Here is a 25,836-nt window from a genome sequence, read left to right on the forward strand (position 1 = left end):
GACTTTCAAACATGCTTGACCGCCGTACGTTTCTGCGTGCCACAAGTGCGGCAATGGCGCTGACTGCTGCCGCACCCGCACTTTCCTTGGCCACTGTTATGGAGCCCGCCAGTGAACAGTGGCCAAGGCGGGTCAATCACCTTCTTGGCAAAACGCTGATCCCACACGCACCACGGCGGGTAGTGGCGATTTCCACGGGCCAGCTGGATGGTCTTTTGACGCTAGGGCTGGTACCGGTCGGTGTTACCCGTGTCGATAACCATGAACTGACCCCAGGCTATCTACAAAAAGCGTTTCCGGAGCAGCGTGAAGCGCTGGCACAGATAACCGACCTGGGCGGCCGTGGTTCACCGGACATTGAAACGCTGGCGCAATTGGCTCCTGATCTGATCCTTCTCAACAAGACCGCGCTCAAGTTCAACGGATACCAGTTGTACTCACGCATCGCACCCACTGTGGTGACTCGCGGCTATGGTGCGAACTGGCGTCATGACTTTTTGATAATTGCCAATGCTCTGGGTCGCGCTCACGAAGCACATAACTGGTTGGCAAGACTCGACTCCGATATGCAACGCTTTGCAAGTAGCCAGGGCTCGAGGCCGCCAACCGTGTCTTTTCTGTTCGCCAGCGGCCCCCGTTTACGTCTGATGTGTAGAGGCTCCCTGGTTGGTGGTCTTAGTGATGCGCTAAACCTGGCTCGGCCACATGCTCAGCAGTTCAAGGGAAACTCTCTTGATATCAGCCCGGAACGCCTGGATATGGCTGATGCCGATTGGCTTTTCTACGCGGATCAAGGCTCTGGTCTTGCCAGTTTGAAAAAGCAGCCACTGTGGAATTACCTGGAGGCGGTACGTAATCGCCGTGCAATCCGAATCGATGCTGACGCTTTCTACCTTAATGCCGGTCCCTCTGCCTGCCGGCACATAGTGGATACCCTGACCGATACGGTAAGGCCCATATGAACGATCGGCCCTCACCGGTTATAGCAGACACAACCGCATCGCCGGCAATTTCCTTTCCATGGCGTGCCTTGTTAACGGCATTAGCCCTATGCAGCCTGTTGCTGATCGTTATCCTGGCTAGCCTTAGCCTGGGCGCCCGAGACATGAGTAGCCATCATGTAGTGGATTTGCTGATGGCTCCCGATAGCTCGGCGGACAGCGTAGTTATCTGGCAAATGCGTCTGCCGCGTACAGTGCTCGGCCTGCTCGTAGGCGCCGCGCTGGGTCTGGCGGGCACCCTGATACAGGCATTGACGCGTAATCCGCTGGCCGATCCGGGCTTATTGGGTATCAATTCAGGGGCCGCGTTTGCTGTAGTGGTTGGCCTCAGCCTATTCGGCATTGACGATGCAGGGGTCCGTCTCGCAGCGGCACTGGGTGGTTCAGCGTTCTGTGCGGTACTGGTGTATATCCTGGGCGGCTCCAGTAACGGTAAGAATCAACATACGAGACTTGTGCTGGCAGGCGTTGCAATCAGTGTCAGTTTAGGTGCCTGTACCGGGATCATTACGTTATTCGACAGTGCCGTCTTTGACAGCTATCGGTTCTGGGCTGTAGGCGCGCTGAACAGTCCACCCCCTGGTCTTTATTCGGTCCTGTTGCCGGTCATTGGATTAGGAGCAGTCATTGCCTTGTCCCTGGGCGGCAAGCTTAATGCCCTGGCGCTAGGCGACGACCTTGCCCTTGCGCTTGGCGCCCAACCCGTGCAGGTACGAGCGCTGAGCTTTCTGGCTATTACACTGCTTTGCGGCAGTGCCACCGCCGCGGCAGGGCCTATCGGCTTTGTCGGCCTGGTAGTTCCCCACGCGCTGCGCCTGCTGGTAGGTCAGGATTGGCGCTGGATCATGTGGTTGTCACCGTTAGCCGGAGCTGCCCTGGTATTAGTCAGCGATATTCTCGGTCGATTGATCGTACTGCCAGGCGAGCTGGAAGTAGGGATCGTTTGTGCGCTGATCGGCACGCCGGTGCTGTTGGGTCTGATTATTCACTTTTCGCGCAGGTCACGCTGATGTCGAAATTTCGTTTCGCCCCTCACGCCAATCCTCTGCTAAAACGTTGTCAGCTTTATCTGCTGCTGGGCTGTATGGCGCTGTGCCTGGCCACGCTTACTGGCGGACAGTATGACCCCAGCGCTTCACGTTTACTGGCTACTCTACTGGGTCATGGCGACCCGCTGACCAACCTGATCATTCTGGACCTGCGCCTACCGCGCTTTCTTGCCGCACTGGGTATAGGCGCAGCCTTGGCCGTCAGCGGGTCTATTTTCCAACGCACCGCCGGTAACCCCCTGGCCAGTCCCGACCTGGTAGGTTTTACTGTCGGGTCGGCCAGTGGTGCGCTAGTCACTCTGCTGTTGCTGCAGTTAAGTGGCAACGCGGTAATCCTGGGAGCGCTTCTAGGCGGCGTGCTGTCAGCTCTGTTGGTGACGGGTATCGCTCACGTTGCTCAAGCCCGAGGAGAGCGGATGATCATGGTTGGTATCGCCATCGCCGCACTGCTCGCCGCGCTGAATGAATACCTGCTGACTCGCGCTGAACTAGACGACGCTCAGGAGGCCCGGCTCTGGCTGTTTGGTAGCCTAGATAGCCTATCCTGGAGCAAAGCGTTAATGGTATTGGGCGGTTGCGCCTTGCTGTTACCGATCGCCGCGCAGCTGGGGCAACGCCTGCGCTTGCTGGAGCTAGGCAACGACCTGGCGGAAGCCTTAGGTCTACCGGTTGCATACAGTCAGTATGCCCTTCTTCTGGTAGCCCTGGCGTTAACAGCCCTGGCCATCGCTACGGCTGGCCCGATTGGTTTTATTGCACTGGCGGCCCCGCAACTCGTGAAGCGGCTAACTCATACCAGTGATATTGGCATCGTTGCGCCAGCGCTCATGGGCGCGCTACTCACCGCAGCTGCTGATTTGCTGGCACAGCGATTGTTGGCGCCTTTCCAGATCCCGGTCGGGCTGCTGACCGGCGCCCTGGGCGGCCTTTACCTTATCTATCTGCTAGCAAGCCAATGGCGCCGGACCTTATGAATATCCATGTCTCCTATCCGTCCCGGCTGTATAGCGACAAGCTGTCGTTGGATTGCGGCAGCACGCGTATCTGCCATGACATTTCGGTCGCCATCCCCGATAGAGGCTTTACCGTGATCATCGGGCCTAACGGCTGTGGCAAATCTACCCTGCTGCGGGGCCTGTCGCGTCTGGTTCGGCCCAGCGCAGGCAAGGTACATCTGGACGGCAAGGTGATTAGTGACTACAGCACCCGCGAAGTCGCCCAGCGATTAGGGCTGCTGCCACAAAGTGCACAGGCGCCGGAAGGCATCCGGGTTGGTGAATTGGTATCGCGCGGTCGCTTTCCCTACCGGAGGGCCTTTTCTACCTGGAGCGACGAAGATGAGCGTGCAGTACTTGCCGCGTTACAAGCGACTTCAACCCTAGAGCTGATTGACCGGGAAGTAGATACCCTTTCCGGCGGCCAACGCCAGCGGGTATGGATCGCCCTGGCCCTTGCTCAGGAAACACCCGTACTGCTACTGGATGAGCCCACCACCTTTCTCGATATTGCGCATCAGATTGAGTTACTCAACTTACTGCGTAACCTCAAAGAAACCGGCAACCGTACCCTAGTGGCCGTGCTGCATGATCTTAACCACGCCTGTCGCTATGCCGATCACCTCATTGCCATGCGTGACGGTCGTATCCTCTTCGAAGGTAGCCCTGCAGAAATCATCACGCCTTCAAACATAGAAGCACTCTTTGGCCTGCGCTGTGTCGTGATCAGCGATCCCGTTTCTGGCACCCCGCTGGTAGTGCCACGCTAACCTCCTGCCGCAACAGGGCGCGAAGGCTACGTCCTGGAGAAAAGCATGCGCATGAACGCTGCGAAGTGTCAGCCCAGCGGCTCCCTGCCTCTAGGAGGGTAAGGTAGCGTTCATGTCAGGTTTCGCGGGCTGCAAGGTTTGGTGCCGCGGGCGATCCACGAATACATTGCGCCAGAACACACGGTACGGGTTGAACCCGATCAGAAACAGCGTGAGTCCGCCTGCAAGGGTATGGGTTGTGTTGTGTTGAGGCAGCCCAAGGGCTAGTAGGAAAATATAGGTAACGAGGTAGCAACCCCAGCCTCGACTAATACCCATACAGGCTACATATAACTGATCCAGCCAGAGCTGGCGATCCGTTGAAAGCTTCATGCACAAGGCATAGCCCTGGTCTTTCACCGGCGTCCACCATCCCTGTCGGAATTTCGCGGCATCCTGCCAAAGTGTGCGTTTCTTCTTCATAGCGGCGCTCACTGTAGCGAGTTGACGCCTTTAGCATAGCCAGTGTTAGAAATTACGCGAGAAATTGGCGTTAGTTTGTTGACATAGTTGAAATAAATACGGATTCCTTACTTTTCTCAGGACTCCGCCGGTGTATTGGGCGGCTCTTGATAAGTCCATAAGAACATACCGATAACTTTTCCTCGGCACGCCTAACCTTAGCGCCATGGAAAATCGTACTTCGTAACCGCTACGTCTACACTGCAAAGAAGTGCCTGATGACTACTGTCTATCGGCGAACCTCTCCTGCGAAAAGTAACTCCATTGAGCATTGGCAGGCCGCGCGAGTCTTAACCCAGGCAAACTTCACCTCTTAGTTATTGGAATATCCCAAGCGCCAGGAACAGGCATGCCCGTACAGGACATCGTTTTCGTGCCCGAAACCGTATGAGGCTCTTCAAGGTATAGGTATGCTTAAGGAATTCATTAGTAACGTTGCCCTCCTTATCTGCTGTTGCTGGCTGCATTCGCAATTAAGCTATGCCAAACAGCTCCGCCCAGTAGCCCATCGCGTATTGACCGGGCTCTGCTTTGGCCTGATCGGTATCGCCGTGATTTCCTATTCCATCCCCGTGCAGCCAGGCGTAATCGTCGACACCCGGCTGGTACTGGTCAGCGTTGCCTCTTTAATCGGCGGCCCCTTGGTAGGCCTGGTCGCAGGCACTCTGGCAAGTCTCTACCGTTTCTGGCTGGGCGGGGCGGGTACCACGTCAGGCATTCTCAATCTTTATATGGCTGTAGGTATCGGCCTGCTCTATCGCGCCTGGCCCCTTTCGCCCCTCTCGACGCTGGATAAGCAAAGCCCCGGCGCACTCTTTTTATTTGGGCTTGCCATTCATGCCGTTTCGGTGGTGGTTCTTAACGTATTTAATGATCTAGGGCCGGCGTTTCATGAAGAAACCGCTTTTCTGTTGGTTCTGCTTATGCCCGCCGCCACCGCGGCGCTGGGTGTACTGCTCAAACAACAGCAGCAGCGGCGCGAAACAGAAAGATCATTAGAAGAAGCCGAAGCACATTTAAGAGCTATTACCGAAGCCATTCCTGACTCGCTGTATGTCCTGGATGAAGACGGCACCTATCTGGAAGCAGCAGGAAGCCAGACACGAAATAACCAGTCAGGCTCGAGAGACAAGACGGGTAAACGCATCGAACATTTCTTTGCTCCAGACGATGCCCAGAGCATTCGGAGCGCTATTCGCAAGTCCTTGGACGGCAACGAGCCGGCCAATATCGAATACGCCTACCGTACGGCAGCGGAAACCCGCCACTTCGAAGCCCGTGTACAGCCGATCCACTCGCCGACGTTTCCTCGCCGCTCCGTCGTGCTGGTAACCCGCGATGTCACCCAGCGATACGAACATGACGCTCAGATCAAGAGACTGGCCTTCAGCGATGTTCTGACCGGCTTGGCGAATCGCCTTTATCTGATGAACCGCTTGAGCATTGCCCTCAGCCTGTGCAAACGCAACCATACTCATGCAGCATTACTGTTCATCGACCTGGACGGCTTCAAGAAAATCAATGACCTGTACGGGCACGACAAAGGTGACGTTGTCCTTATCCACGTAGCCAAGCGCCTGCGCACACTCATGCGGCCGAGCGACACGGTAGTGCGTCTCGGCGGGGATGAGTTTGTCATCCTGCTTGAAAACCTGGCCAGCTCTTCAGACGAGGCGGGACGGCAGGCCAACCGGGTTGCCCTGAAAGCACTGCATGCCCTACGTGAGCCTTTTCAGCTGGACCAAGAGGTACAAATCAGTGCCAGCATTGGCATCGCCCTGTTCGATGAGCACACCGCGTTGTCTGGCGAAGAAATTCTCAAACAGGCAGACCTCTCAATGTATGAAGCCAAGGCGACCGGGAAAAACGACATCTGTTTTTTCGACAGCCGCATCGAAGAGGCGCTTACTCAACGTTTGAACCTGGAAAACGAGATCTGGAAAGGGCTCAGGCAAAATGAATTTTTAGTCTTTTATCAGCCGCAGTTTAATGAAGAAGGCGTCATTATCGGCGCAGAAGCGCTGTTGCGGTGGCAGCATCCACAATGGGGCCTGGTTGCCCCGGACCGTTTTCTAGCGGTGGCTATGGCAGCGGGCATCATGCCCAAGCTGGATATCTGGCTACTGGAAGAGGTATGCCGACAGGTCGAGCACTGGAGCAGCCATGCAGTGCTTTCTCGGATCCCCTTTGCCATCAACGTCTGTGCCCACCATCTCCATCAGCCTGACTTTCCTACTACGATCAGAGACACCCTTCACGCCTTTCATATCGAGACGGACCGGATCAAACTTGAGCTGACCGAGTCCGTTCTGGTCAATGATTTCGACCAGGCGCGCCTGCACATGGCGACCTTGCAGCATCAGGGCATCGGATTTTCTCTAGATGACTTCGGAACGGGGTATTCGTCGCTCAGCTATATCGACAGGCTGCCCTTCGAACAGCTGAAGATCGACCGATCCTTTATTCACAGGCTACCGAACACCGGTAGCGTGGCGATTATCCAGTCGATTATTCAACTCGCCAGCGGCCTGGGGATCGGCGTTATCGCCGAAGGCGTGGAAACCTCTTCCCAGCGCGCCTTTCTGATCGAGAACGGCTGCATGTATTACCAGGGTTTCCTGTTCTCTCCGCCGCTTCCCGCTAACGACTTCGCAGCGTTTGCTTCAAAGGCGGCAAACCAGTGACTCTTGCGAGCCCCGGGCCCCTCATGCCGGTGCTAAGGGCATGAGAGGCCCACCCTATAGAGAGACGCCCCGTTTAACGCGGTGTACGACCAATGCTGGGCTGTTTGGGATCGTACTTCCAGCCGGGAATCAGGTACTGCATGGCCATCGCATCGTCACGGGCACCCGTGGCGACTTTCTTGTACAACTCATGGGCCTGCATGATCCGATCGAGGTCAGGCTCGATGCCCAACCCAGGCTTTTCCGGCACGCTCACCTGCCCATCAACGATCTGCAACGGTTCGCGCGTTAACCGCTCCTGTCCTTCCTGCCAGATCCAGTGAGTATCGATGGCCGTGATCCGGCCCGGCGCGGCAGCGGCCGCATGGGTGAACATCGCCAGTGAAACGTCGAAATGGTTGTTGGAATGCGAACCCCAGGTCAGGCCCCACTCCTCGCACAGTTGCGCCAGCCGTACCGATCCTTGCATGGTCCAGAAATGCGGATCGGCCAAGGGAATATCAACCGCGTCGAGGCGGAAGGAATGCCCCATTTGGCGCCAATCGGTTGCCACCATGTTAGTCGCGGTTGGAATGCCCGTGGCACGCTTGAATTCCGCCATGATTTCACGGCCGGAATAGCCATTCTCTGGGCCGCACGGGTCTTCGGCATAGGCCAGAAGATGGCCCTGCCCCTTGCACAAGGCAATCGCCTCGTCGAGCGACCAGGCGCCGTTGGGGTCGAGCGTGACCCGGGCCTTTGGAAAGCGTGACTTGATGGCTGCGATGGCTTCCATCTCTTCGCTGCCGTGCATCACACCGCCCTTGAGCTTGAAATCATTGAACCCGTATCGCGCCGCGGCGGCTTCGGCCTGACGGGCGATGGCTTCCGGCGTGACAGCCTCCTGATGGCGCAGGCGATACCACTCCTCGCTCGCGCCTTCGCCCGTCAGGTAGGGCAGATCAGCTCGGGTGCGGTCGCCAATGTAGAACAGGTACGCCAGCATCGGTACACGGTCGCGCTGCTGACCACTGCCTAGCAGCTCTGCGACGGGTACGCCAAGGTGCTGACCCAGCAGGTCCAACAGAGCGGCTTCGACGGCTGTAATAACGTTATCGAGTCGCAGGTTGATCTCATGCGGCTGCTTAAGCACTTCTGCTTCGGCGCTTGAAGTAACCTGATGCTGAGTCGCCTGCGGTGCACCACTGCTACGCCCTGCGATCGTATCGCGCAGGCTATTAAGGATACGGTTATAACGGCCGATGGGCTGGCCAACGACCAAGCTGCAACAGCGCTCAAGCGTTTTCCGGATACCCTCGCCGCCGGGTACTTCGCCAACCCCGGTGCGGCCGGCGCTGTCTTTCAGCAAGACGAGATTACGCGTGAAGTAAGGGGCGTGGGCGCCGCACAGGTTGAGCAACATGCTGTCGTAACCAGCAACCGGAATGACCTGCATATCCGTCACGTGCGGGGTAGCGGTAGGCGTTTCTTGTACCATCAGGATTCTGCTCCACATGTCGACGGCATTAGGCCGTCTGCCGATAGAAAGCCCACGAGCACGACGGCAAGGCAAGATCGAGCCGGCCATCCTGTTCTAAGGCTAAAAAGGATACGAATGAAAGCGAAACGGGAGAGCACTGGAGCCAGAATGGCCTAACGGCTCCTGACGGGCGAAGTGCGGCTTGCCGTCTCGTAATGAAACGGCGAAAGGGTGATCGGGCCTCGATCATCATGGCAGGACCCCGACTACATAGTTTGTTATTGTTGAGGCATCAGGTTGTCATATGACTTGAGGCGATTATTGGAAGCTTATGGCAGTCTGTCAATCTGCAAAATCAGCACACTGGGATTGCAACAAAAAAGAAATCATGAGCAGAAATAGTGCTAAGTGTGGCGAACAATCTAAGACGCAGCCTTAAAAGCCCAGATCTTCATGCTTATCGTTTGGCCATACTTTGTTTAAAGGCCATATGGCCTGCGACTTAAGTTGTATGACAAGCAGCACATAGTACATTCGCCTTTTCCCAGCCGCGCCATCGCACCGAGAGGGCTCTTGCATCACCATGTCGACTACTTGGTATAACCGTCACGTATTGCCGTATCTGCTGGATTTTGCCTGTAGCCTGAAGCCCATCCAAGTGCAGCGACGATCGTTGATTCCCCTGGCCTGTGGCCATGTGCTGGAAATCGGTATTGGTACCGGGCTGAATCTGGCCTACTACGACCGCACCAGGGTAGAGCGAATCGTAGGGCTGGACCCTGCACTTGACATGCACCCGCTGGCGGCAAAGCGTATTCAGCAGACAGGACTGACGGTTGAGCTGGTAGGGCTGTCCGCCGAGCGCATTCCCTTTGAGGCGGCTCAATTCGATACAGTTGTCATAACGTATTCACTGTGCAGCATTCCCGATCCGCTGGCAGCATTAAAAGAAATGCACCGCGTCCTCAAGCGCCAGGGCCGTCTTATCTTTTGCGAGCATGGTGCGGCGCCTGACGCCTCGGTACGTTGTTGGCAGGATCGGTTAACTCCCGCGTGGTCCCGTCTGGCGGGTGGCTGCCAACTCAACCGCGATATTCCGCAGCTATTGAGGCAAGCCGGCTTTCAACCCGATACGCTGGAGAAAGCCTACCTGCCAGGGCCACGTCCGCTGACCTACAGTTACTGGGGAACCGCGACGCCCCGCCAGTAGTGAGCCGATCAAAAGATCGCCCGCAGCAGAAGAAAGGCCACGGCACTGATCACGGCCGCTGCTGGCAAGGTAATCACCCAAGCCAGGGCAATCGGTCTCATCAGCGCCCAGTTGGTCTGCCGGTTGACCAGGCCAATTCCCAACACGGCGCCGATCAGGATGTGCGTGCTCGACACCGGCAGCCCCAGTAAGGAAGCAGCCATAACCACGGCCGCAGCACTCAGCTCGGCAGAAAATCCAGACGCCGGGTGCATGGCGGTCAGGTTGTGGCCAACGGTCTGGATAACTTCCTTGCCGATAAACCAGAGCCCAGCGATCAGCGCCACGCCAAAGGTCACCATGGCCAGGGTAGGAATGGCAGCCTCGGACCCAATCTCACCGGACTTCAGTACCCCCAAAATGGCCGCAAAGGGGCCGATGGCATTGGCGATATCATTAGAGCCGTGGCTAAAAGCGAACCCCGACGCGGTAAACACCTGCATCCAGCTAAAAATAAGAAAGGTAGCGCGGCCAAGCGATTCGCTCTTGAGCGTCTTGGCAAAAATAAATGTAGCCATCCAGACCGCAGCGCCAATCATGCCCATGACCAGGTAGTTGTGCAGCGTGCTGAGCCCGATGTTCATGTGTTCGAGCCCTTTGAATAGCAGCATCGACGTGATGATCATGGCGCCGACGGCAGCAATCACGGGCACCCACTGCTCCAGCGCACGGTGGGCGTGCAGATGCTCGCGGCGCTGGTCGATCGCATACAGTTCGCGGTAGTAGTCGGACTCCAGATCGTCCGGTCGGAAATCGCGGTCGGTCAGCGCCTGCATGTCTCGCGCCATGGCCTGGGTGTAAGAAATCTTCTGAATCTCGGACAACCGCTCGAAGGCTTCCTTGAAGCGATGCTTATGCGCCTGCTTTTCCTGACGAATGTCTTGCAGGACTTCGTCGGCCCGCTCGTTGTAGGAAAGGATGTGCTTCTTGATCTGAAAGAACAGCGTATACGCCACCAGACCGCCCAGCACAGGAGATAACACCCAGGATATAGCGATCTGCCCAATCTTATCCCAATGCACCAGTGATAAAGCCGCATCTGTGCCGCTCATCAGGATACCTAAAACGATCGAACTGCCTACGATTGCCCCGACAATGGAATGGGTCGTGGAGACCGGATACCCCTTGCGTGTCGCATACAGTAGCCAGAAGGCCGCTGCAATCAGGGCCGACGTCATAATAAAAATGAAGTCCTGCGGCGTGACCGCCATCGCGCCCAGGTCGACAATACCGCCACGAATAGTCTGGGTGACCTCGCCTCCGGCGATCACGGCGCCACTTACCTCAAAGATGGCCGCCACAAGCAGAGCCTGTCGGATCGTCAGCGTACCGGCCCCTACGCTCGTGCCAAACGAGTTGGCTACGTCGTTACCGCCAATATTGAAAGCCATGAACAGGCCGAACAGTGTGGCCAGGATGAACAGCGGCGTCTGATGGCCTTCGGTGTAACGAGCGCCCCAAATCATGAAATACAGCGTAAACCCCGCCAAGAGCGCAGCAAAAAGCAGGCTTGTCTTGGAGAGCGGTGGCATATCCAGCCGGGGTGGATGTCCTGACGTTGTGTGATTGGCCATGAGGTCTCCTGCTATGCACGCGTGTGAATGCGTCAGCGTCTTGAAGAACCGATGGGCAATGGCCCTCTTCGCGCTGGCCAGATCAGCCTCCGGGGCTCATAACGGCAGGCTTGATCGCTCCACTTATGCCGCACGAACATGACAGTGCCGTGACCGGAACGGCGCATGCTGACTAGCAGCGTCTTTCGCCATGCCACTGTTGAGGCTGGCTATACCGCTGTAACACAAGAGAGCTAGGGTTAGGAGTGGAGGCCGATCAGATGGGCAGCAGGTCGGCCGGCTGAATCTATTTCGGTCACTGGAGAATCATTATGAAGCCTGAAGCTCTTCGCACATGGGCCAGCCAACGCGCGCTCATTGCCCAGACCAAACGCAACACCAATCGTCCTATCAACAGGCGCAATCCGTTCAATGTGCTGGAGTGGGCCGTGGCCCTGTTGCTGATCGGCCTAACCTGGTATTTGCTCTACCGCTTTTTTACCTGATCGCCGCTATCTTGAGCTGACGCTAGGGGTGCGGCCTGAAGACTGGCTGGGAAGATCAGGCCAGCCCGAGCACTGCTGTAGAGCGCCCATTGCCGGTCATTCCAGGATACTGCTGGCATTAACCATGCCGACTTACGGTTCTGGATAGTTGCAGGCGCTGGCTTTTTCATAGGCAAGAAAAAACCCGCCGAAGCGGGTTTCTGCTGACCGTACTCAACATCCTATCAAGCTGCCATCCTGGCTTGGTCATCATCCTTGATCTAACTGAGCGCGTCCTGCGCTGCATCCGATGTACACAGAATACGGATCTTGTGATCCCGAGCCTAGCGCCAACCCTCTCGGGTACGTGTAAGCTTTTAGCTATAGTGCGTGTCTACCGCCTATAGCCACCCTACCGCACAGACGCTGTCTATACTGCAGATGCCATACCGGCAGCGGTAAGCTTTACCCGCTCCTACACCAACAAGGACTCCGCCCGGAATGACCCGTTCGATGAACGACCCCGTAACACTGCCCATGGCCTTTTTAGCGGGCGGCGGCATCATGGGTCGCCAGATGCGGGACCACGACTGGTCCAACTCACCGCTGGGACACCCAGAACAATGGCCGCAATCCTTACGGACCGCTGTAAGCATCATGCTCAATTCAGGTCATCCCATGTTTCTCACATGGGGTCCAGAACAGATCTTTCTCTTCAACGATGCCTACCGACCGATCCTTGGTGCCAAGGTCAGTTGGGCGCTGGCCCAACCATTTGAGCAGCTCTGGGCCGATATCTGGGACGTACTGAGCCCAGCAATCGAACGAGCGTGGGCCGGTGAAGCGACCTGGTTCGAGAATCAGAAGCTGGTCATGCAGCGGAACGGTTACGCCGAAGAGACCTATTTTAATTACTCCTACAGCCCCATCCGCGACGAAACCGGTGCTGTAGCCGGAATGTTCTGCGCATGCACCGAAACCACTGCAACAGTGTTCACGACACGGCAATTGCGCGAAACCGAGCGGGCGCTACGGGAGGCCAACGCGGCCTTACAGGTCGAGCGCGAGGCTGTCAGGGCCGCGAATCGCCAATTGATGGCAGAAACGGAGTTCCTGCGCCAGCTGTTCGAGCGTGCCCCAGGGTTCATCGCGGTTCTGCGGGGCCCCAATCATGTTTTTGAATTGGTGAATGCGGCTTACCAGCAGTTGATCGGCTATCGCGATGTTCATCAGAAACCGGCTCGTCTGGCCTTGCCCGAAGTCGAAGGGCAAGGCTTTTTCGAACTACTCGATCAGGTCTATCGCACAGGCGAAGCGTTTGTCGGCAAGCAGAACGCTATCCAACTGCAGCGCCAGCCTGGCGCGCCGTTCGAAGAGCGCTTTGTCGATTTTGTCTACCAACCGCTTACCAATGCCGAAGGCCAGATTACCGGGGTGTTCTGCCAGGGCTCCGACGTAACGGAGCGCGTGCAGGCTGAGCAGGCGCTGCGCCAGATCACCGAGACCCTTGAGGAGCAGATACAGGCCCGTACACGCGAGCTTCAGCAGGCCGAAGATGCGCTGCGTCAAGCCCAGAAAATGGAAGCGGTGGGCCGGCTGACCGGGGGTATCGCCCATGACTTCAATAACCTGCTGATGGGTATCAAGGGGTCCCTCGGCCTCATCGAAAAACGCCTCGCCGCAGGCAGGTCGAACGAGATTGGCCGGTTTATCGCACTGGCCATGAGCTCCACCGACCGGGCCGCCGCGCTGACCCATCGCCTCCTGGCCTTTTCCCGACGCCAGCCACTCGACCCGCGTACTGTACGCATCAATCAGCTAGTCGCCTCTATGGAAGACCTGCTGCGCCGAACCCTGGGCGAAACCGTTTCCCTTGAACTTCGCCTCATGCCCGAGCTGTGGCCAACGTTGTGCGACCCCAATCAACTGGAAAGCGCCATCCTGAACCTCGCGATCAATGCCCGCGATGCCATGCCCGACGGAGGCTGCCTGATCCTGGAAACCTCTGCCCTGACGCTCGATGATGTGCAGGCACAGGCTTATGAAGTCAAAGCAGGCCAGTACGTCTGCCTACAAGTGATCGATAGCGGCGTTGGAATGTCCAGCGAAGTAATCACCCACGCCTTTGACCCCTTCTTCACGACCAAACCTATTGGCCAAGGGACAGGGCTGGGGCTATCCATGGTCTATGGCTTCGTTCGCCAATCCGGAGGGGCCGTCCGGATTGACAGCCAGATCGGCGTTGGTACTCGCCTATCGCTGCTCTTGCCGCGTAGCCAGCAAGACGTAACTGCCGACGCACATGCACCGGCCCGGCCAATGGAGACCCCGCTCGCCGAGTCAGGCAAGGTCGTGCTGGTAGTTGAGGATGAAAGCAGTGTACGCCTGCTGATTGTCGAGACATTACGTGAATGGGGATATCGCACACTGGAAGCCATCGATGGCGGTGCCGGCCTGATCATTCTGCAATCCAATACGCCGGTGGACCTGCTGATAACCGATGTGGGCCTGCCTGTGGTCAATGGCCGGTTAATGGCCGAGGCCGCCCGTGAAGTCCGCCCCAACCTGCCCGTGTTGTACATGACCGGGTATGCGGAAGCCGCCGCGGCGGCCGAGGGTTTTCTCGAGCCTGGCATGGCGCTTATCACCAAGCCTTTTGAGATGGATGCCTTCGCCGCACGTGTACATGAAATGGTCAACGGCAGACGGGAAAACACCCTTATCCAATCGGACAGCCCGGACGAGTGCAGCGCTGACTGACCTGGCGCAATGCGGCTACGCTAGGATTCTACGTGACGCCGCATTCCAACATGGGGAATATCGTCCTCAAGATAAACAGCCGTGACCGGTGTGAAACCGTAGCGGCCATAGTATTCCTGCAGGTGCGCCTGGGCGGACAGGTAAACAGGCAAGCCTGCCCAGCGCTGTGCGCAGACCTGCAGCGCTTGCTCCATGAGTGCATGCCCTAGCCCACGCCCACGTGCAGCTGGTGCGGTTACAACGCGGCCGATCACTACTTCGCCGTCGTGGTACGCTGGGTCGAGAAGACGCAGATAAGCCTGTAGCGCCTCGTCTTCCCACGCCATGACATGGCAGGTATCGCCCAGCAGGTCCCGCCCGTCCACCTCCTGATAGGGGCATGCCTGTTCAACCACAAAGACTTGAGTGCGCAGGGCCAGGATGGCGTAAAGGGTGTCCTTGGACAGTTCAGCGTGATGAGCAGCAACCCAGCGAATGGACATGAATAACTCCCGGACGAGGTGATCCGCTATTGTTGATGATCACCCCGCCCGTGACCAGCGTAACGGCTCTAAAGGCGCGGCTATCCCGGATCTCGACAGTTAGTACTTGGGCTGCCCCCTAAAGGCCAGACCTGTGCCTGGCCTTTAGTACCGGCTAACGGCTACTGGAACTCGTACCGATTCTCCGGTGTGATTAATTTGAACGGCACCCAGTTCAACGCCTGTACCGGCTCACGACGGATCAGACGCATGGCCACGTCCACCGCGCCGCTGGCTTGGCCTGCTGCACTCTGCAATACACTAACCGTCAGTTTGCCTTCGCCCATCAGCGCGAGAGCATCGGGCGTGCCATCGATCCCACCGATAAGATAATCCTTCGGATTCTTACCAACCTTCTCAAGCCCCATGACTGCACCGATAGCCATTTCATCGTTATTCGCAGCAATGATGTCAAACTCCACTCCCTGCTTGACCCACTCCATAACGTACTGGGCCGCCTCGCTGCGCTGCCAGTGGGCAATCTTCTTTTGGATGATCTTCATCTCCGGATACTTGGCCACTACGTTCTCGACATCCTCGGTACGGATCTTAGAGGCTTTGTTGCCTGGGTCGCCTACTAGCACGACGACCTTACCTTTATAATTCGCACGCCGAGCTAGCTCTTCCATTTGCAAGGTGCCGGATTCGATTTCGTCGGACCCTACAAAGGCTGTATTGGGCGTCCATTGGGCCGGCTCGGGATTACGGTTGATGAATACCAACGGAATTCCGGCTTCGTTGGCCAGGCGGGTCATCTCTGGGGCAGTTTGCATGTCTACTACCGTTACGATGATGGCATCCACCTTGGACGCAATAAAGTTGCGTACCTGCCGTAGCTGCAGTACACCGTTGTCCTGGCCATCTTCCATAAAGACATCTGCCCCATGGCTGCTAGCCTGACTTTGCACCCCGTTGCGCAAGAGCACCTGGAAGTTGTCATCATACTTTGCCATGCCCACGCCAATCAGCGGCGTGGCGGCTTGGGCGAGGCTGCCAATAAACAGGCCGGCAGCCAGAATCATCTTTAATGTACTTTTCATGTTCGGACTCCTGCTTAATTCGCGTCAGACCGTGAAGCGATGCAGCAAATCACGCTGCATTTGGGCCATGTGCGATAAATCCTGGCTGCTTTGCGAGGTGCGTTCGGCCCCCTCGGCGGCTTGCTGAGCCGCATCATTGATATACGTGACCATCCGGCTAGTCTCCTGCACCGTAGCACTCTGCTCCTCGGTCGCGGCGGCGATCTGGATATTCATGTCACGAATGCTGCCAACCGCCTCGCTCATGGTAACCAGCAGCTCATCAGCGCCAGAGGCTAGGTGTACACACGTATTGGACTGAGCCTGACTTTCGTTCATGACCTGCACAACTGAATGAATCTTGTTCTGCATCTGCTCGATCATCTGCTGGATTTCGCTGGTGGAGGTCTGAGTACGACTGGCCAGCGAACGAACCTCGTCGGCCACAACGGCGAAGCCACGGCCCTGCTCCCCTGCCCTCGCTGCCTCAATGGCGGCGTTGAGAGCCAGCAGGTTGGTCTGTTCAGCAATGGTACGAATCGCATCGACAATCCCGTCGATATTCCGCCCATAGCCCTGGAGTTCGTCGGTTACCACTGAAGCCCGGTTGATCTGTTCGGCCTGCTGGCGAATACCACCGATGGTGTCGGCTACCCGCTGCTGGACCTTAGTGGCCAGATCACGAGTATCATCCACGGCACCACGCGTATCGTTAGCGCGACGAGCTACTTCCTGCACAGTACTTTCCATCTGGGTCATCGCCGAGGCGGCGGAGTGCAGACGATCCCGCTGCTGGTCCACTGCATGCGTGGTCTGCTCGCTGATCTGGGCATTGTCTTGTGCAGTCTGCGCCAATTGATCAGCCGAGCGAGTCAACTGGCGAATCGTGTTCTGCAAGGTATCGGTCAGTTCGTTGAGATAACCGCCCAGCTCGCCAAATTCGTCCTTGCGCTGCACATCGAAGCGCACTCGCATATCGCCCCCGGTCACCTGCTTGAGTACCTGCCGAAAGGCGGCCAAGGGACGACGCAAACTGTAGGCAACCCAGGCACCAATCACGGCTGCCGCCGCCACTGCTAACAGGCACGCCACTACTAACAAAACACGACTCGTGGCAATCGTGGCATCGGCATCGGCTTTCGCCGCGCTGGCCACGGCAACGGCTTGCGTGCCAAAGATGCCGATAGCGTCTAGCGTTGCCTGGAGCTTGGCATCGGTGGCCTGGCGCTGCGCTGCAAGCTGCACTTTCAGCGCAGCGTCCTGCCGATAGGCTTGGAACAGGCCGTCCTGCGAGGTCAGGTCGTTGAGCAGATGATTGACCATGATCCCCACAATACGTCCGCTCCGTGCGTCGACGACTTGGAAGTCCCGCAGCCGCTTACCAATGACCTCATCCTGCAAATTAAGAACACGCATAAGCTGCTCAATGTCTGGAAGAGCTTTATGCGCGGCGAAGCCGTCATACGCCTTATTGACTTCCAACAGCAGTTTTTCGGCCGCTGCAACGTATTCGCCAGCGCCTGAAGCCTTTTGCCGAGCAATATAATCCTGCAAATAATCTTTGAGGCGATTGCTCTGCGCCGTACTAAAGCCGTCTAGAACATTAACCAGACTCTGCTGGAGTACCTGCTGCTCATGAGTTTTCATAAGCGTCCGGGCCTGCTCGGCATAGGCGGCGATCAACTGACGCTGCTGAGCCAGGTTGGCGCCCAAAGCTGGGTTATCACCCAGATAACCAGGAATGGTTTTTAACAAATCGCCAAAACGCTCAAGGCTTTCCTCGAACGGTTTTTTCTCATTGGTAAACGTCGCGACGTCCTTTTCGATCAGTACCGTCTGCATGGCTTGGTTAGCGCGCAGGATATGTACGTACAGCTCACTTGCTGCCTGGCTCAGAGGCGCAGATTGGCCAGTGATAATGGCAAGCCGGTTGTTGATGGACGTCGTGCTCTGATAACTGATACCGACTATGGCTAGTAGCAGAATCAGCAAGAGCGCGAACCCACCCACTACACGCTGGAGGATGGTCATAGGGAATGCCTGTCTTGTCTTTTATTGTTAAAGAGCATGGGTCACGCCATGCAAGGTCTGCCTGAACTGTATCGGCGTAAAAACAGAACAGTTAACTATCAACCAGGCCCTAAGAAGCTGACTTTCCCAGGATCGGATGAACGGTAGCCTTTGGAAAGCCGGGCTTTGCGCTAATAACAAGATGGATAGACGGCAACAAGACAGGGCCAGACTATGCTTTCCGAACAGAGCCGAGAGGATGTTGTTGCCTCTACTGCTTCAGGTACAACGCGGAAGGCACACGGCGGCTGTCCGGTTGTCCAACCTTCAAATGGCACAGGAACCGGCTATGCGATTGCTACTCGCCGCGTGGGCGCTCACACTTTCCGCCTGCACGAACTCCGCGTCACTCGATGCGCCCCGGTGGCTGGAGGCCAAGATCATCGAATTCGGGGCGCAGCCCCCTGCGAATCCGCCACGCTCGATCTGGCGCTCCGAACTGGAGGGAAAAACGGTGTACTACATCTCGCCGGCCTGCTGCGATATTCCCAGCGAACTCTATGATGCCAATGGAAAGCTCTTGTGCTACCCAAGCGGCAGCCTGATCGGATTCGACGTGCGCTGCCCTACCTTCGTAAGCGGCCGCCCGCGCCTGGAACCGGTCTGGCAGGACTTCCGGACCTCACCCTGAACGCTCGGGCGTGCACATCTGCGCGGGACGGGCTATAAAGAATCCTCCTTTCTGCAGGATGCAGCCATGAACCTGATAGACATTCCTTTCGGCGTTACCGACTGGTCAACGCTCGAACCTACCGTGCATGCCGGCGAAAGCGGCATGGCCTATTGGCGCACGCAACAGTTCGGTTCGGTACGGGTCCGTCTAGTGGATTACACGCCTGGCTACCGGGCTGATCACTGGTGCGTTAAGGGTCATATCCTGTTCTGCCTTGAAGGCGAGCTGCATACCGTGCTGGAGGATGGTCGTGCCTTCGTGCTTAAACCCGGCATGAGCTATCAGGTAGCCGATCAGGCCGAGCCGCACCGCTCTTCGACCGAGACCGGCGCCAAGCTGTTTATTGTGGATTGACCATACCGCCTCTGTTTCCATCGCAACGCCTACCCTGGAGAAGTCATGCAATTGATCGGAACGCTCGACTCGCCCTACGTCCGCCGTGTCGCCGTCTCACTGAACCTGCTCGGCCTTCCCTACGAGCACAAGTCGGTTTCGGTATTTAGCGCCTTTGACGAATTCAGGGCGATCAACCCGGTAGTGAAAGCCCCTTCACTGGTCTGCGATAACGGCACGGTCTTGATGGATTCCACCCTGATTCTCGACTATGCCGAAGCCCTGGCTGCCGGCTCGGGGCGAACCCTCATGCCGACGGCGTTGCCCGAACGTGCGCAGGCGCTGCGCCTGATCGGCCTTGCCCTGGCCGCCTGTGAGAAGACCGTGCAGATCGTCTACGAACGCAAGCTGCGACCCGCCGAGAAAATCCACGAGCCTTGGATCGACCGGGTCACCAGTCAGCTGCTGGCTGCCTACGGCGAGTTGGAGACGGCTCTCGGTCAGACGCCTCTTGCCGCGACAGAAGAGAGCATCGACCAGGCGGGACTTACCGTTGCCGTCGCCTGGCGCTTTACCCTGCACATGTTGCCCAACAGCGTCATTCCCGATAATTTCCCGGCGCTACGCGAGTTCTCCCGCCAAGCGGAGACGCTACCGGCCTTTCAGGCAGCTAATTTCAGCTGATCGTACGGACGACAGGCACAGGTCTGTCGTCCTCCCGCATCGTCCTCAGTACAATGTGCGGCCCCGACAGGCCGGGCCTACTTTCAAGGTCCAGCGTTCGGGTCCGTGTTTAGCCAGGCGCCCAATCAACGCAGCGTCGAGCCTTCCCGGCTCGCCTCCGCTTTGCCCTTGCGATCACCGAGCCAAGCCACTCGGTGACGGTACGCCTGTGATTTTCATTTCAAGGAAAGCAACAGTATATGTTGAACAAGAAAAACACGCTGGCTCTTCTGGGCCTGCTGGGTACCACCCATGCTCTGGCCAGCGAAGCGCCGGCTTCCCAAGGGTTCATCGAAGACAGCACCCTGAAGCTGTTTTTACGCAACGCCTACATGAACCGTGACTACAAGCACGGTAATGAAGACAAGGCCGAGTGGGGCCAGGGCGTTACCGCCACGTTCACCTCCGGTTTCACCCAGGGCACCGTAGGCGTCGGTGTTGATGCCTTTGCTCTTTACGGCCTGCGTCTGGATGGCGGGAAAGGCCGCTCGGGCGCTGGCGGCATCGACTTTTTCAAGCAGGACAGCAGTGGCGAGGCGGCTGACGATGTCGCCAAGATGGGCGCCGCAGTTAAAGCGCGGCTATCCAATACCGTTATCACCTACGGCGACCAGATGCCTGCCCTGCCGGTACTCAATACCGACACCTCGCGCCTCTTGCCTGAGAGCTATACCGGTACGCTGATCACCTCCAAGGAAATTGACGGCCTTGAGTTCAATCTGGGCCATTTCACCAGAGAGTCGCGCAAGAGCGCAGGTGGCCATGACAGCGGCGGACTCAAGAGCATTGATGTGATCGGTGGCAGTTATCGTTTCACTGATCAGTTCTCCGGCTCGCTCTATGCGTCCGATGTGGAGGACGTGCTGAAAAAGCAGTACATCAACCTCAACTATGCCCTGCCGCTGGATACACGCCGGTCGCTTACATTCGACTTCAATGGCTACAAGACCCGCCTGGACAGGGACTTCGCCCAAACCTACGGCGGCGACGCGAATGCCCGCGACAACACCATCTGGAGCCTGGCGGCTACCTATGCGGTCGGCGCACACTCCTTTACCCTGGCTCACCAGCGCAGCACGGGTGACATCGGCTATCCCTATGGCTGGTATCAGAATGCGGGCGGTGTTGGCGACGGCGGCATGACGATCTACCTCGCCAACTCCTACTGGTCCGACTTCAATGCCAAGGATGAGCGCTCCTGGCAGGTCGCCTATGGCCTCGACTTCACGGAGTACGGTCTGCCGGGTCTGAACTACCGGGTGGCCTACGTACGGGGCAGTCATATCGACGCTGGCAATGGCCGTGGCGAAGAGCGCGAGCTCTTCAATCAGGTGCAGTATGTGGTGCAGAGTGGCCCAGCCAAGGACCTGAGTATCCGCCTGCGCAGTTCGATCCTGCGAACCTCGAACAACGTGAGCAGCTACAACGATGATGGCAACGAAGTTCGCGTGTTCGTCGACTACCCCATCAATGTGTTCTAACACCAGGGTCCCTCGTCGGGTCTGACACACTAGGGGCGACCCCACTGTCGCCCCTGGCCTGCCAAGCGTTGATCGACGCTGTGCCTTGGCAGGCCCGTTTTTCATGTATCACGAGCTGTATGCCTTAAGCGCTACCCCTCGCGAATACAGCGCTGAAGCAATGAGCAATTGTGCGATTCAGGACACACGGAGCGCACACGTTTCCATGGGTTGATGGTCTACTCTATTGGAACCCCCGTCTCGCCACCGAAACGTTCGGTAGGATTCGGCCCTGACGGTATTTATCGACCGCAGCGCTCAGCCAAGGATTGCTCATGAACGACCCCTTGTTGCTTGATATTCCCGAACAGCTTGAAACCGAACGCCTCCGGCTCCGCGTACCCCATGCCGGCGACGGGCTCCAGATCTATGAAGCCATTGTAGAATCGCTCGAGGCGTTGCGCCGCTTTCCAGCTTCGCTGCCCTGGGCCTTGGCAGAGCCGTCGGTAAACAGCTCCGAACGCTTTAGCCGCCATGCCCACTCCAGCTTTGTTGCCCGTATATTTCTGACCTACCTGATTCTGGATAAGAAACTCGGCACCTTGATCGGCTGCGCCAGCCTGCATGACATCGACTGGCGAGTGCCCAAACTGGAAATGGGCTATTGGTGTCGAACCTCGCGTCAGGGCCAGGGTTACGTTACCGAAGCGGTCAACGCCCTGGCTGAACTGGCCTTGGGACATTTGAAGGCGCAGCGTCTAGAAATTCGTACAGATGATGAAAACACCGCCTCCTGCCAGGTCTGCGAGCGGGCCGGCTTTACCTATGAAGGTACGCTTCGCTATGAGCGCCGGACATTGAATGGCCTCTTATGCAGTACACGCATTTATGCTCGCTGGCCTGATTGCTAGCTACGGCTCCTTTCCAGCCAGGGCCGTTCCGGTGAACCCTGGCACACTGTTTTCAAGCAGGGGTCGCCCATGGAGCTGATCGTGTTCATCGGCATCCAGGCGGCTGGCAAGTCAACGTTTTATCAGCGCTGCTTTTTTGATACACACGTCCGCATCAACCGGGACATGCTACGTACCAAACACCGGGAACGCGTTCTGCTGGAAGCCTGTTTGGCCGCCCGGCAGCGCCTTGTAGTCGACAATACCAATCCCACCGCAGCCGAACGGGCCCGCTATATTGCGCCAGCCCGGTCCGCCGGCTTTACCGTAAAGGGATACTTTTTCGAGCCGGACCCGCGTGGCTGTGAGGCTCGCAATCAGGCACGGGCGCGCCAGGTGCCTCCGGCCGGACTGTTCGGCACGCTCAAGCGCCTGGAGCGGCCGCACTATAGCGAAGGGTTCGATGAACTCTACCGTGTTGTGCTTCAGCCAGATGGCCGCTTCCGGATTTCGCCTTACCGACCGTAGCGTAGCTCGCCGCTCTTTTGCCTTGATGAGCGAACGATTCAGAGCGCCTGTGTTTCTTATGGACTAGGCCGTGAAAACGCAGCCCATGCATTGTTGTTCATGCAGGAGGAGCACAGGATGGTTGAAGTTGAATTTGAAGGTGACGATGTCATCTTTATAGTGAAAGGTATCCACAAGCTGTGGGCGTTAAAGAGTCAGCTAACGATTCCCCAAGCCCACATTTTGGCTGTCCGCCGAGACGATACGGTCTTGCACGCCTGGAAAGGCTGGAAGGCACCGGGCACCAAGATTCCCAACATCCTGACCGCGGGTACGTTCTACCTGGAAGGCGAGCAGGTCTTCTGGGATGTCAGCCATGCGGAGGGCGCCCTTGTGATCGACCTGGAAGATGAGCAGTACAAACGCCTGATTATCGAAGTCGAACATCCAGAAGCGGTAATCGAAGCCTTGGCCAGCGCTATCGAGCGCAACCGGGCGCAACGAGGCTAACGGGGCGGCCTGGACAAAAAGGCAGGTGTACTTACAGGTCCCGATCTGCAAAGGTCCTCGTTTCCGCCCCATACAGAAAAGGACCTTCCATGATCGTTGTTTACGGCATCGCTGCTCAACTCAATCCGCATAAGGCTCGGCTTTCCGAAGTGATCCACGGTTGCATGATGGAGGTGCTTGGCCTGCCAGAAGGCAAGCGTGCCCACCGCTTCGTACCGCTGGCCGCTGACGACTTCTACTACCCAAGCGATCGTTCACCGGCCTATACCGTCATTGAAATCAATATGATGGAAGGCCGCCAGGTCGAAACGAAAAAGGCCCTGATCAAAGCGCTGTTCCAGCGTATCGAGTCCGAGTTGGCTATCACGCCGACCGACATCGAAATCACCATCAAGGAACAGCCTGCCCACTGCTGGGGCTTTCGCGGTATTACAGGGGACGAAGCTCAGCTGAACTATGCTGTGCACGTATAAACCTGAAGCGCCACTACTACGTGGCGCTCTTCTTGCTTGAACGATACAGGGTGCTGTAAGCATAGCCCCTGCACGCTGTCGATCCTGACCTTAGCCGTCGAGCTTCTTATCTCCCTCTCTTTTGCCCTCGTCGGAGTGATGCTCGATCACGGCGTTAATCTCGGCGCCAAACAAGAGTACCGCCGACGAAATGTACAGGTACAACAACAGGATGATAATCGTACCGATACTGCCGTACATAGCGTTGTAATTGCTGAAGTTCTGCACATAGTAGGCAAACCCCAGTGACGCGGCGATCCAGACGATAACGGCCAGGACCGAGCCCGGAGTAATAAAGCGGAAGTCCTGTTCTACATCTGGCGCCACGTAATAGATAACGGCGACGGCCAGCATGAGCAGTATGACGGCCACTGGCCAGCGAGCCCAGGCCCATATAGTAATGAACATCTGTTCCAGCCCAATGTAGCCTGCCATCCAATTCAGGATTTGTGGCCCTGTCACCATCAGGGCAGCTGCTGAAATAAGCATCACGGCAAGGCCGATGGTATAGAGCACTGACAGCGGTAGCCGTTTCCAGATAGGCCGCCCTTCCTCGACATCGTAGGCCGTATTGAGTGCAGTCATTAGAGAGCGAACCGCCCCTGAGGCCGACCAAAGCGCAATAATAATCCCCACGGAAAGTAGGCCGCCCTTGTCACTCTGTTGTAGCTGGTCGATAACTGGATTCACCTGCTCCAGCGCCTGGCCGGGCAATAGCAGGTTGGCCTGCTCACGGAGCCAGTCGAAGAAATTGGGCAGGTTGAGAAAGCCCACCAGCGAAATCAGGAAGAGGATGAAGGGAAACATCGAAAAGAATATCTGATAAGCCAGTGCTGACGCATAGGTCGTCATGTCATCGTCGCTGAATTCCTTGAGTGCCTTCTTGAACAGCGTAAACGCTCCCACCCCGCGCAGATTGAACCCTAACATTTCTCTCACCTCTCTCGTCTGTACGCTGCCTGGCGCCAAATCACCCTCAACCGTCACGACGGTTTGTAACTTCGAAGGAATAGCCTTGTAGCGATAGACCGAGGCGCATGACAGATGTCACCGCACGAATCGCTTCTGGAAACCGCACCATAGACGGTCCGGCGCATATCTGTGCGTTATCACCCCGCCGGGATACTGTCTAGTACGCCGGTTTGCCAGGGCTAAAAGATCGGCTGGAAGGCCTGACAAACGGGAAAAAATGTTCTGTCTCATCCTTAAAAACGCTTGAAATAGCGCTATTACTGAAGGAGGACCGGAGGCTCTAAGCCGCACCAGCCATCCGGTGCGTCTCCCCATCGATACATAGTGTTCGTTTGCAGGTCCTATCTGTGCTTCACCCAGACATATACCCAATGCAGGAGACGAGCGATGCGTTACGAATTGCACTACTGGCCGACCATCCAGGGCCGCGGAGAGTTTGTTCGCCTGGCCCTTGAAGAAGCCGGTGCCGATTATATAGACGTAGGTAACGGCTCCGAGGAAGAGGGGCTGGGCATACCGGCCATGGAGCCCTATCTGAGCGGCGAGGTTACCCCCTTCCCGCCGTTCGCCATGCCGTTTCTCAAGGCCGGCGACCTGATCGTGTCTCACGTTGCCAATATTCTGCAATTCCTTGGGCCACGACTGGGCCTGGTTCCGAACGACGAGGCCTTGCGCCTTTGGACGCATAGCCTGCAACTGACCCTGGCTGATTTCGTGTCCGAGGCGCATGACATGCATCATCCGATCGCCTCCTCGCTCTACTACGAAGATCAGCACGTGGAAGCCAAGCGCCGTGCGGAGTTCTTTATCAAGGAGCGTATTCCGAAATTTCTCGATTATTTCGAGCATGTGCTCGAAGGCAGCCCCAAGGGAGATACCTATCTGGTGGACGGCATGCTGACCTATGCGGACCTGTCACTGTTCCAGGTTGTATCGGGCCTGCGCTATGCCCTGCCGCAGGCCATGCAAAGGATCGAAGTGGACATGCCGCGGGTCGTCATCCTGGTCGAACGGGTAGCGCAACGGCCTAACATTGCGGCCTATCTCGCCTCGGACAGGCGCCTGCCGCTCAACGAATCCGGGATCTTCAGACATTATCCGGAGTTGGATGAGTGACCCGCTAAGCAATCAGCCCTGCAT

The 25,836-nt window shown here is 57.2% G+C and carries 24 protein-coding genes and 1 pseudogene; 17 read left to right on the forward strand and 8 right to left on the reverse strand.

What is annotated here, in order from left to right; translation table 11 throughout:
* Nucleotides 1–11: 11 nt before the first annotated feature.
* The 4 genes from IQ22_RS03280 to IQ22_RS03295 are packed head-to-tail and all read left to right on the forward strand — an operon-like array spanning nt 12 to nt 3,815.
* Nucleotides 12–962, forward strand: coding sequence for an ABC transporter substrate-binding protein (locus IQ22_RS03280; RefSeq protein WP_145138006.1), 951 nt, complete (start codon nt 12–14; stop codon nt 960–962).
* Nucleotides 959–2,011 carry a FecCD family ABC transporter permease gene (locus tag IQ22_RS03285; protein WP_145138008.1) on the forward strand — a complete coding sequence of 351 codons (1,053 nt, stop codon included), beginning with the start codon at nt 959–961 and terminating at the stop codon, nt 2,009–2,011. The genes IQ22_RS03280 and IQ22_RS03285 overlap by 4 nt, the downstream gene beginning before the upstream one ends.
* The gene (locus IQ22_RS03290; protein ID WP_145138010.1) at nt 2,011–3,024 is read left to right on the forward strand and encodes a FecCD family ABC transporter permease; all 1,014 of its coding nucleotides are present in this window, start codon (nt 2,011–2,013) and stop codon (nt 3,022–3,024) included. Before IQ22_RS03285 ends, IQ22_RS03290 begins: the two co-directional genes overlap by 1 nt.
* Nucleotides 3,021–3,815 (forward strand): ABC transporter ATP-binding protein, encoded by a 795-nt coding sequence (locus tag IQ22_RS03295; protein WP_244308908.1) that lies wholly within the window; start codon nt 3,021–3,023, stop codon nt 3,813–3,815. The genes IQ22_RS03290 and IQ22_RS03295 overlap by 4 nt, the downstream gene beginning before the upstream one ends.
* 90 nt (nt 3,816–3,905) lie before the next feature.
* Here IQ22_RS03295 and IQ22_RS03300 read toward each other — a convergent pair whose 3' ends face one another.
* Nucleotides 3,906–4,277 carry a hypothetical protein gene (locus IQ22_RS03300; protein WP_145138015.1) on the reverse strand — a complete coding sequence of 124 codons (372 nt, stop codon included), beginning with the start codon at nt 4,275–4,277 and terminating at the stop codon, nt 3,906–3,908.
* A 449-nt stretch (nt 4,278–4,726) separates the two neighbouring features.
* On the opposite strand from IQ22_RS03300, the gene IQ22_RS03305 reads away from it, so the two are divergent.
* Nucleotides 4,727–7,000, forward strand: coding sequence for a putative bifunctional diguanylate cyclase/phosphodiesterase (locus IQ22_RS03305; protein ID WP_145138018.1), 2,274 nt, complete (start codon nt 4,727–4,729; stop codon nt 6,998–7,000).
* A 73-nt stretch (nt 7,001–7,073) separates the two neighbouring features.
* Here the strand turns inward: IQ22_RS03305 and IQ22_RS03310 are convergent, their stop codons facing one another.
* Nucleotides 7,074–8,495, reverse strand: a complete 1,422-nt coding sequence (locus IQ22_RS03310) for an enolase C-terminal domain-like protein (protein WP_425298834.1) — start codon at nt 8,493–8,495, stop codon at nt 7,074–7,076.
* A 547-nt stretch (nt 8,496–9,042) separates the two neighbouring features.
* Here IQ22_RS03310 and IQ22_RS03315 point away from each other — a divergent pair.
* The gene (locus tag IQ22_RS03315; RefSeq protein ID WP_145138023.1) at nt 9,043–9,669 is read left to right on the forward strand and encodes a class I SAM-dependent methyltransferase; all 627 of its coding nucleotides are present in this window, start codon (nt 9,043–9,045) and stop codon (nt 9,667–9,669) included.
* 8 nt (nt 9,670–9,677) lie between these two features.
* On the opposite strand, the gene IQ22_RS03320 is transcribed toward IQ22_RS03315, so the two are convergent.
* Nucleotides 9,678–11,282 carry an inorganic phosphate transporter gene (locus IQ22_RS03320; RefSeq protein WP_145138026.1) on the reverse strand — a complete coding sequence of 535 codons (1,605 nt, stop codon included), beginning with the start codon at nt 11,280–11,282 and terminating at the stop codon, nt 9,678–9,680.
* Between the two features lie 311 nt (nt 11,283–11,593).
* Here IQ22_RS03320 and IQ22_RS23135 point away from each other — a divergent pair, with 311 nt between their 5' ends.
* Together IQ22_RS23135 and IQ22_RS03325 are read left to right on the forward strand one after the other, a co-directional pair.
* Complete coding sequence (locus tag IQ22_RS23135; RefSeq protein WP_158635403.1) at nt 11,594–11,767, forward strand: hypothetical protein; 174 nt, start codon at nt 11,594–11,596, stop codon at nt 11,765–11,767.
* 492 nt (nt 11,768–12,259) lie between these two features.
* Complete coding sequence (locus IQ22_RS03325) at nt 12,260–14,506, forward strand: ATP-binding protein (protein WP_158635404.1); 2,247 nt, start codon at nt 12,260–12,262, stop codon at nt 14,504–14,506.
* Nucleotides 14,507–14,526: 20 nt separating this feature from the next.
* Here IQ22_RS03325 and IQ22_RS03330 read toward each other — a convergent pair whose 3' ends face one another.
* From IQ22_RS03330 to IQ22_RS24000, 4 genes and pseudogenes are all read right to left on the reverse strand, one after another.
* Nucleotides 14,527–14,988 (reverse strand): GNAT family N-acetyltransferase, encoded by a 462-nt coding sequence (locus tag IQ22_RS03330; protein ID WP_145138033.1) that lies wholly within the window; start codon nt 14,986–14,988, stop codon nt 14,527–14,529.
* Between the two features lie 161 nt (nt 14,989–15,149).
* Nucleotides 15,150–16,067: a substrate-binding domain-containing protein gene (locus tag IQ22_RS03335; protein WP_145138036.1), complete on the reverse strand. Its 918-nt coding sequence runs from the start codon at nt 16,065–16,067 to the stop codon at nt 15,150–15,152.
* Nucleotides 16,068–16,091: 24 nt separating this feature from the next.
* Nucleotides 16,092–16,805: a methyl-accepting chemotaxis protein gene (locus IQ22_RS23995; RefSeq protein WP_425298838.1), complete on the reverse strand. Its 714-nt coding sequence runs from the start codon at nt 16,803–16,805 to the stop codon at nt 16,092–16,094.
* Between the two features lie 144 nt (nt 16,806–16,949).
* Nucleotides 16,950–18,077: pseudogene (locus IQ22_RS24000) on the reverse strand (HAMP domain-containing protein); the annotation flags it as partial.
* A 328-nt stretch (nt 18,078–18,405) separates the two neighbouring features.
* Between IQ22_RS24000 and IQ22_RS03345 the strand changes: the two are divergent.
* The 8 genes from IQ22_RS03345 (at nt 18,406) to IQ22_RS03380 (ending at nt 23,685) form a co-directional block, all read left to right on the forward strand.
* The gene (locus tag IQ22_RS03345) at nt 18,406–18,747 is read left to right on the forward strand and encodes a DUF6970 domain-containing protein (RefSeq protein WP_145138042.1); all 342 of its coding nucleotides are present in this window, start codon (nt 18,406–18,408) and stop codon (nt 18,745–18,747) included.
* Between the two features lie 66 nt (nt 18,748–18,813).
* Nucleotides 18,814–19,143 carry a DHCW motif cupin fold protein gene (locus tag IQ22_RS03350; protein WP_145138045.1) on the forward strand — a complete coding sequence of 110 codons (330 nt, stop codon included), beginning with the start codon at nt 18,814–18,816 and terminating at the stop codon, nt 19,141–19,143.
* A 45-nt stretch (nt 19,144–19,188) separates the two neighbouring features.
* The gene (locus IQ22_RS03355; protein WP_145138048.1) at nt 19,189–19,806 is read left to right on the forward strand and encodes a glutathione S-transferase; all 618 of its coding nucleotides are present in this window, start codon (nt 19,189–19,191) and stop codon (nt 19,804–19,806) included.
* Nucleotides 19,807–20,045: 239 nt separating this feature from the next.
* Nucleotides 20,046–21,326 carry an OprD family porin gene (locus IQ22_RS03360; RefSeq protein WP_145138051.1) on the forward strand — a complete coding sequence of 427 codons (1,281 nt, stop codon included), beginning with the start codon at nt 20,046–20,048 and terminating at the stop codon, nt 21,324–21,326.
* A 314-nt stretch (nt 21,327–21,640) separates the two neighbouring features.
* Nucleotides 21,641–22,216 carry a GNAT family N-acetyltransferase gene (locus tag IQ22_RS03365; RefSeq protein ID WP_145138054.1) on the forward strand — a complete coding sequence of 192 codons (576 nt, stop codon included), beginning with the start codon at nt 21,641–21,643 and terminating at the stop codon, nt 22,214–22,216.
* A gap of 69 nt (nt 22,217–22,285) precedes the next feature.
* On the forward strand, nt 22,286–22,723 hold the full coding sequence (locus IQ22_RS03370) for an AAA family ATPase (RefSeq protein ID WP_145138057.1): 438 nt from the start codon (nt 22,286–22,288) through the stop codon (nt 22,721–22,723).
* 117 nt (nt 22,724–22,840) lie between these two features.
* A complete protein-coding gene (locus IQ22_RS03375; RefSeq protein WP_145138061.1) occupies nt 22,841–23,212 on the forward strand; it encodes a PH domain-containing protein in 372 nt (123 codons plus the stop codon).
* Between the two features lie 89 nt (nt 23,213–23,301).
* Complete coding sequence (locus IQ22_RS03380; RefSeq protein WP_145138064.1) at nt 23,302–23,685, forward strand: tautomerase family protein; 384 nt, start codon at nt 23,302–23,304, stop codon at nt 23,683–23,685.
* Nucleotides 23,686–23,775: 90 nt separating this feature from the next.
* Here IQ22_RS03380 and IQ22_RS03385 read toward each other — a convergent pair whose 3' ends face one another.
* Entirely contained in the window at nt 23,776–24,654 is an 879-nt protein-coding gene (locus tag IQ22_RS03385) for a YihY/virulence factor BrkB family protein (RefSeq protein WP_145138067.1), read from the reverse strand.
* Nucleotides 24,655–25,083: 429 nt separating this feature from the next.
* Between IQ22_RS03385 and IQ22_RS03390 the strand changes: the two genes are divergently transcribed.
* The gene (locus tag IQ22_RS03390; RefSeq protein ID WP_145138070.1) at nt 25,084–25,812 is read left to right on the forward strand and encodes a glutathione S-transferase; all 729 of its coding nucleotides are present in this window, start codon (nt 25,084–25,086) and stop codon (nt 25,810–25,812) included.
* Nucleotides 25,813–25,836 lie beyond the last annotated feature (24 nt).

The organism is Pseudomonas duriflava, assembly GCF_007830155.1.
GTDB classification, from domain to species: domain Bacteria; phylum Pseudomonadota; class Gammaproteobacteria; order Pseudomonadales; family Pseudomonadaceae; genus Chryseomonas; species Chryseomonas duriflava.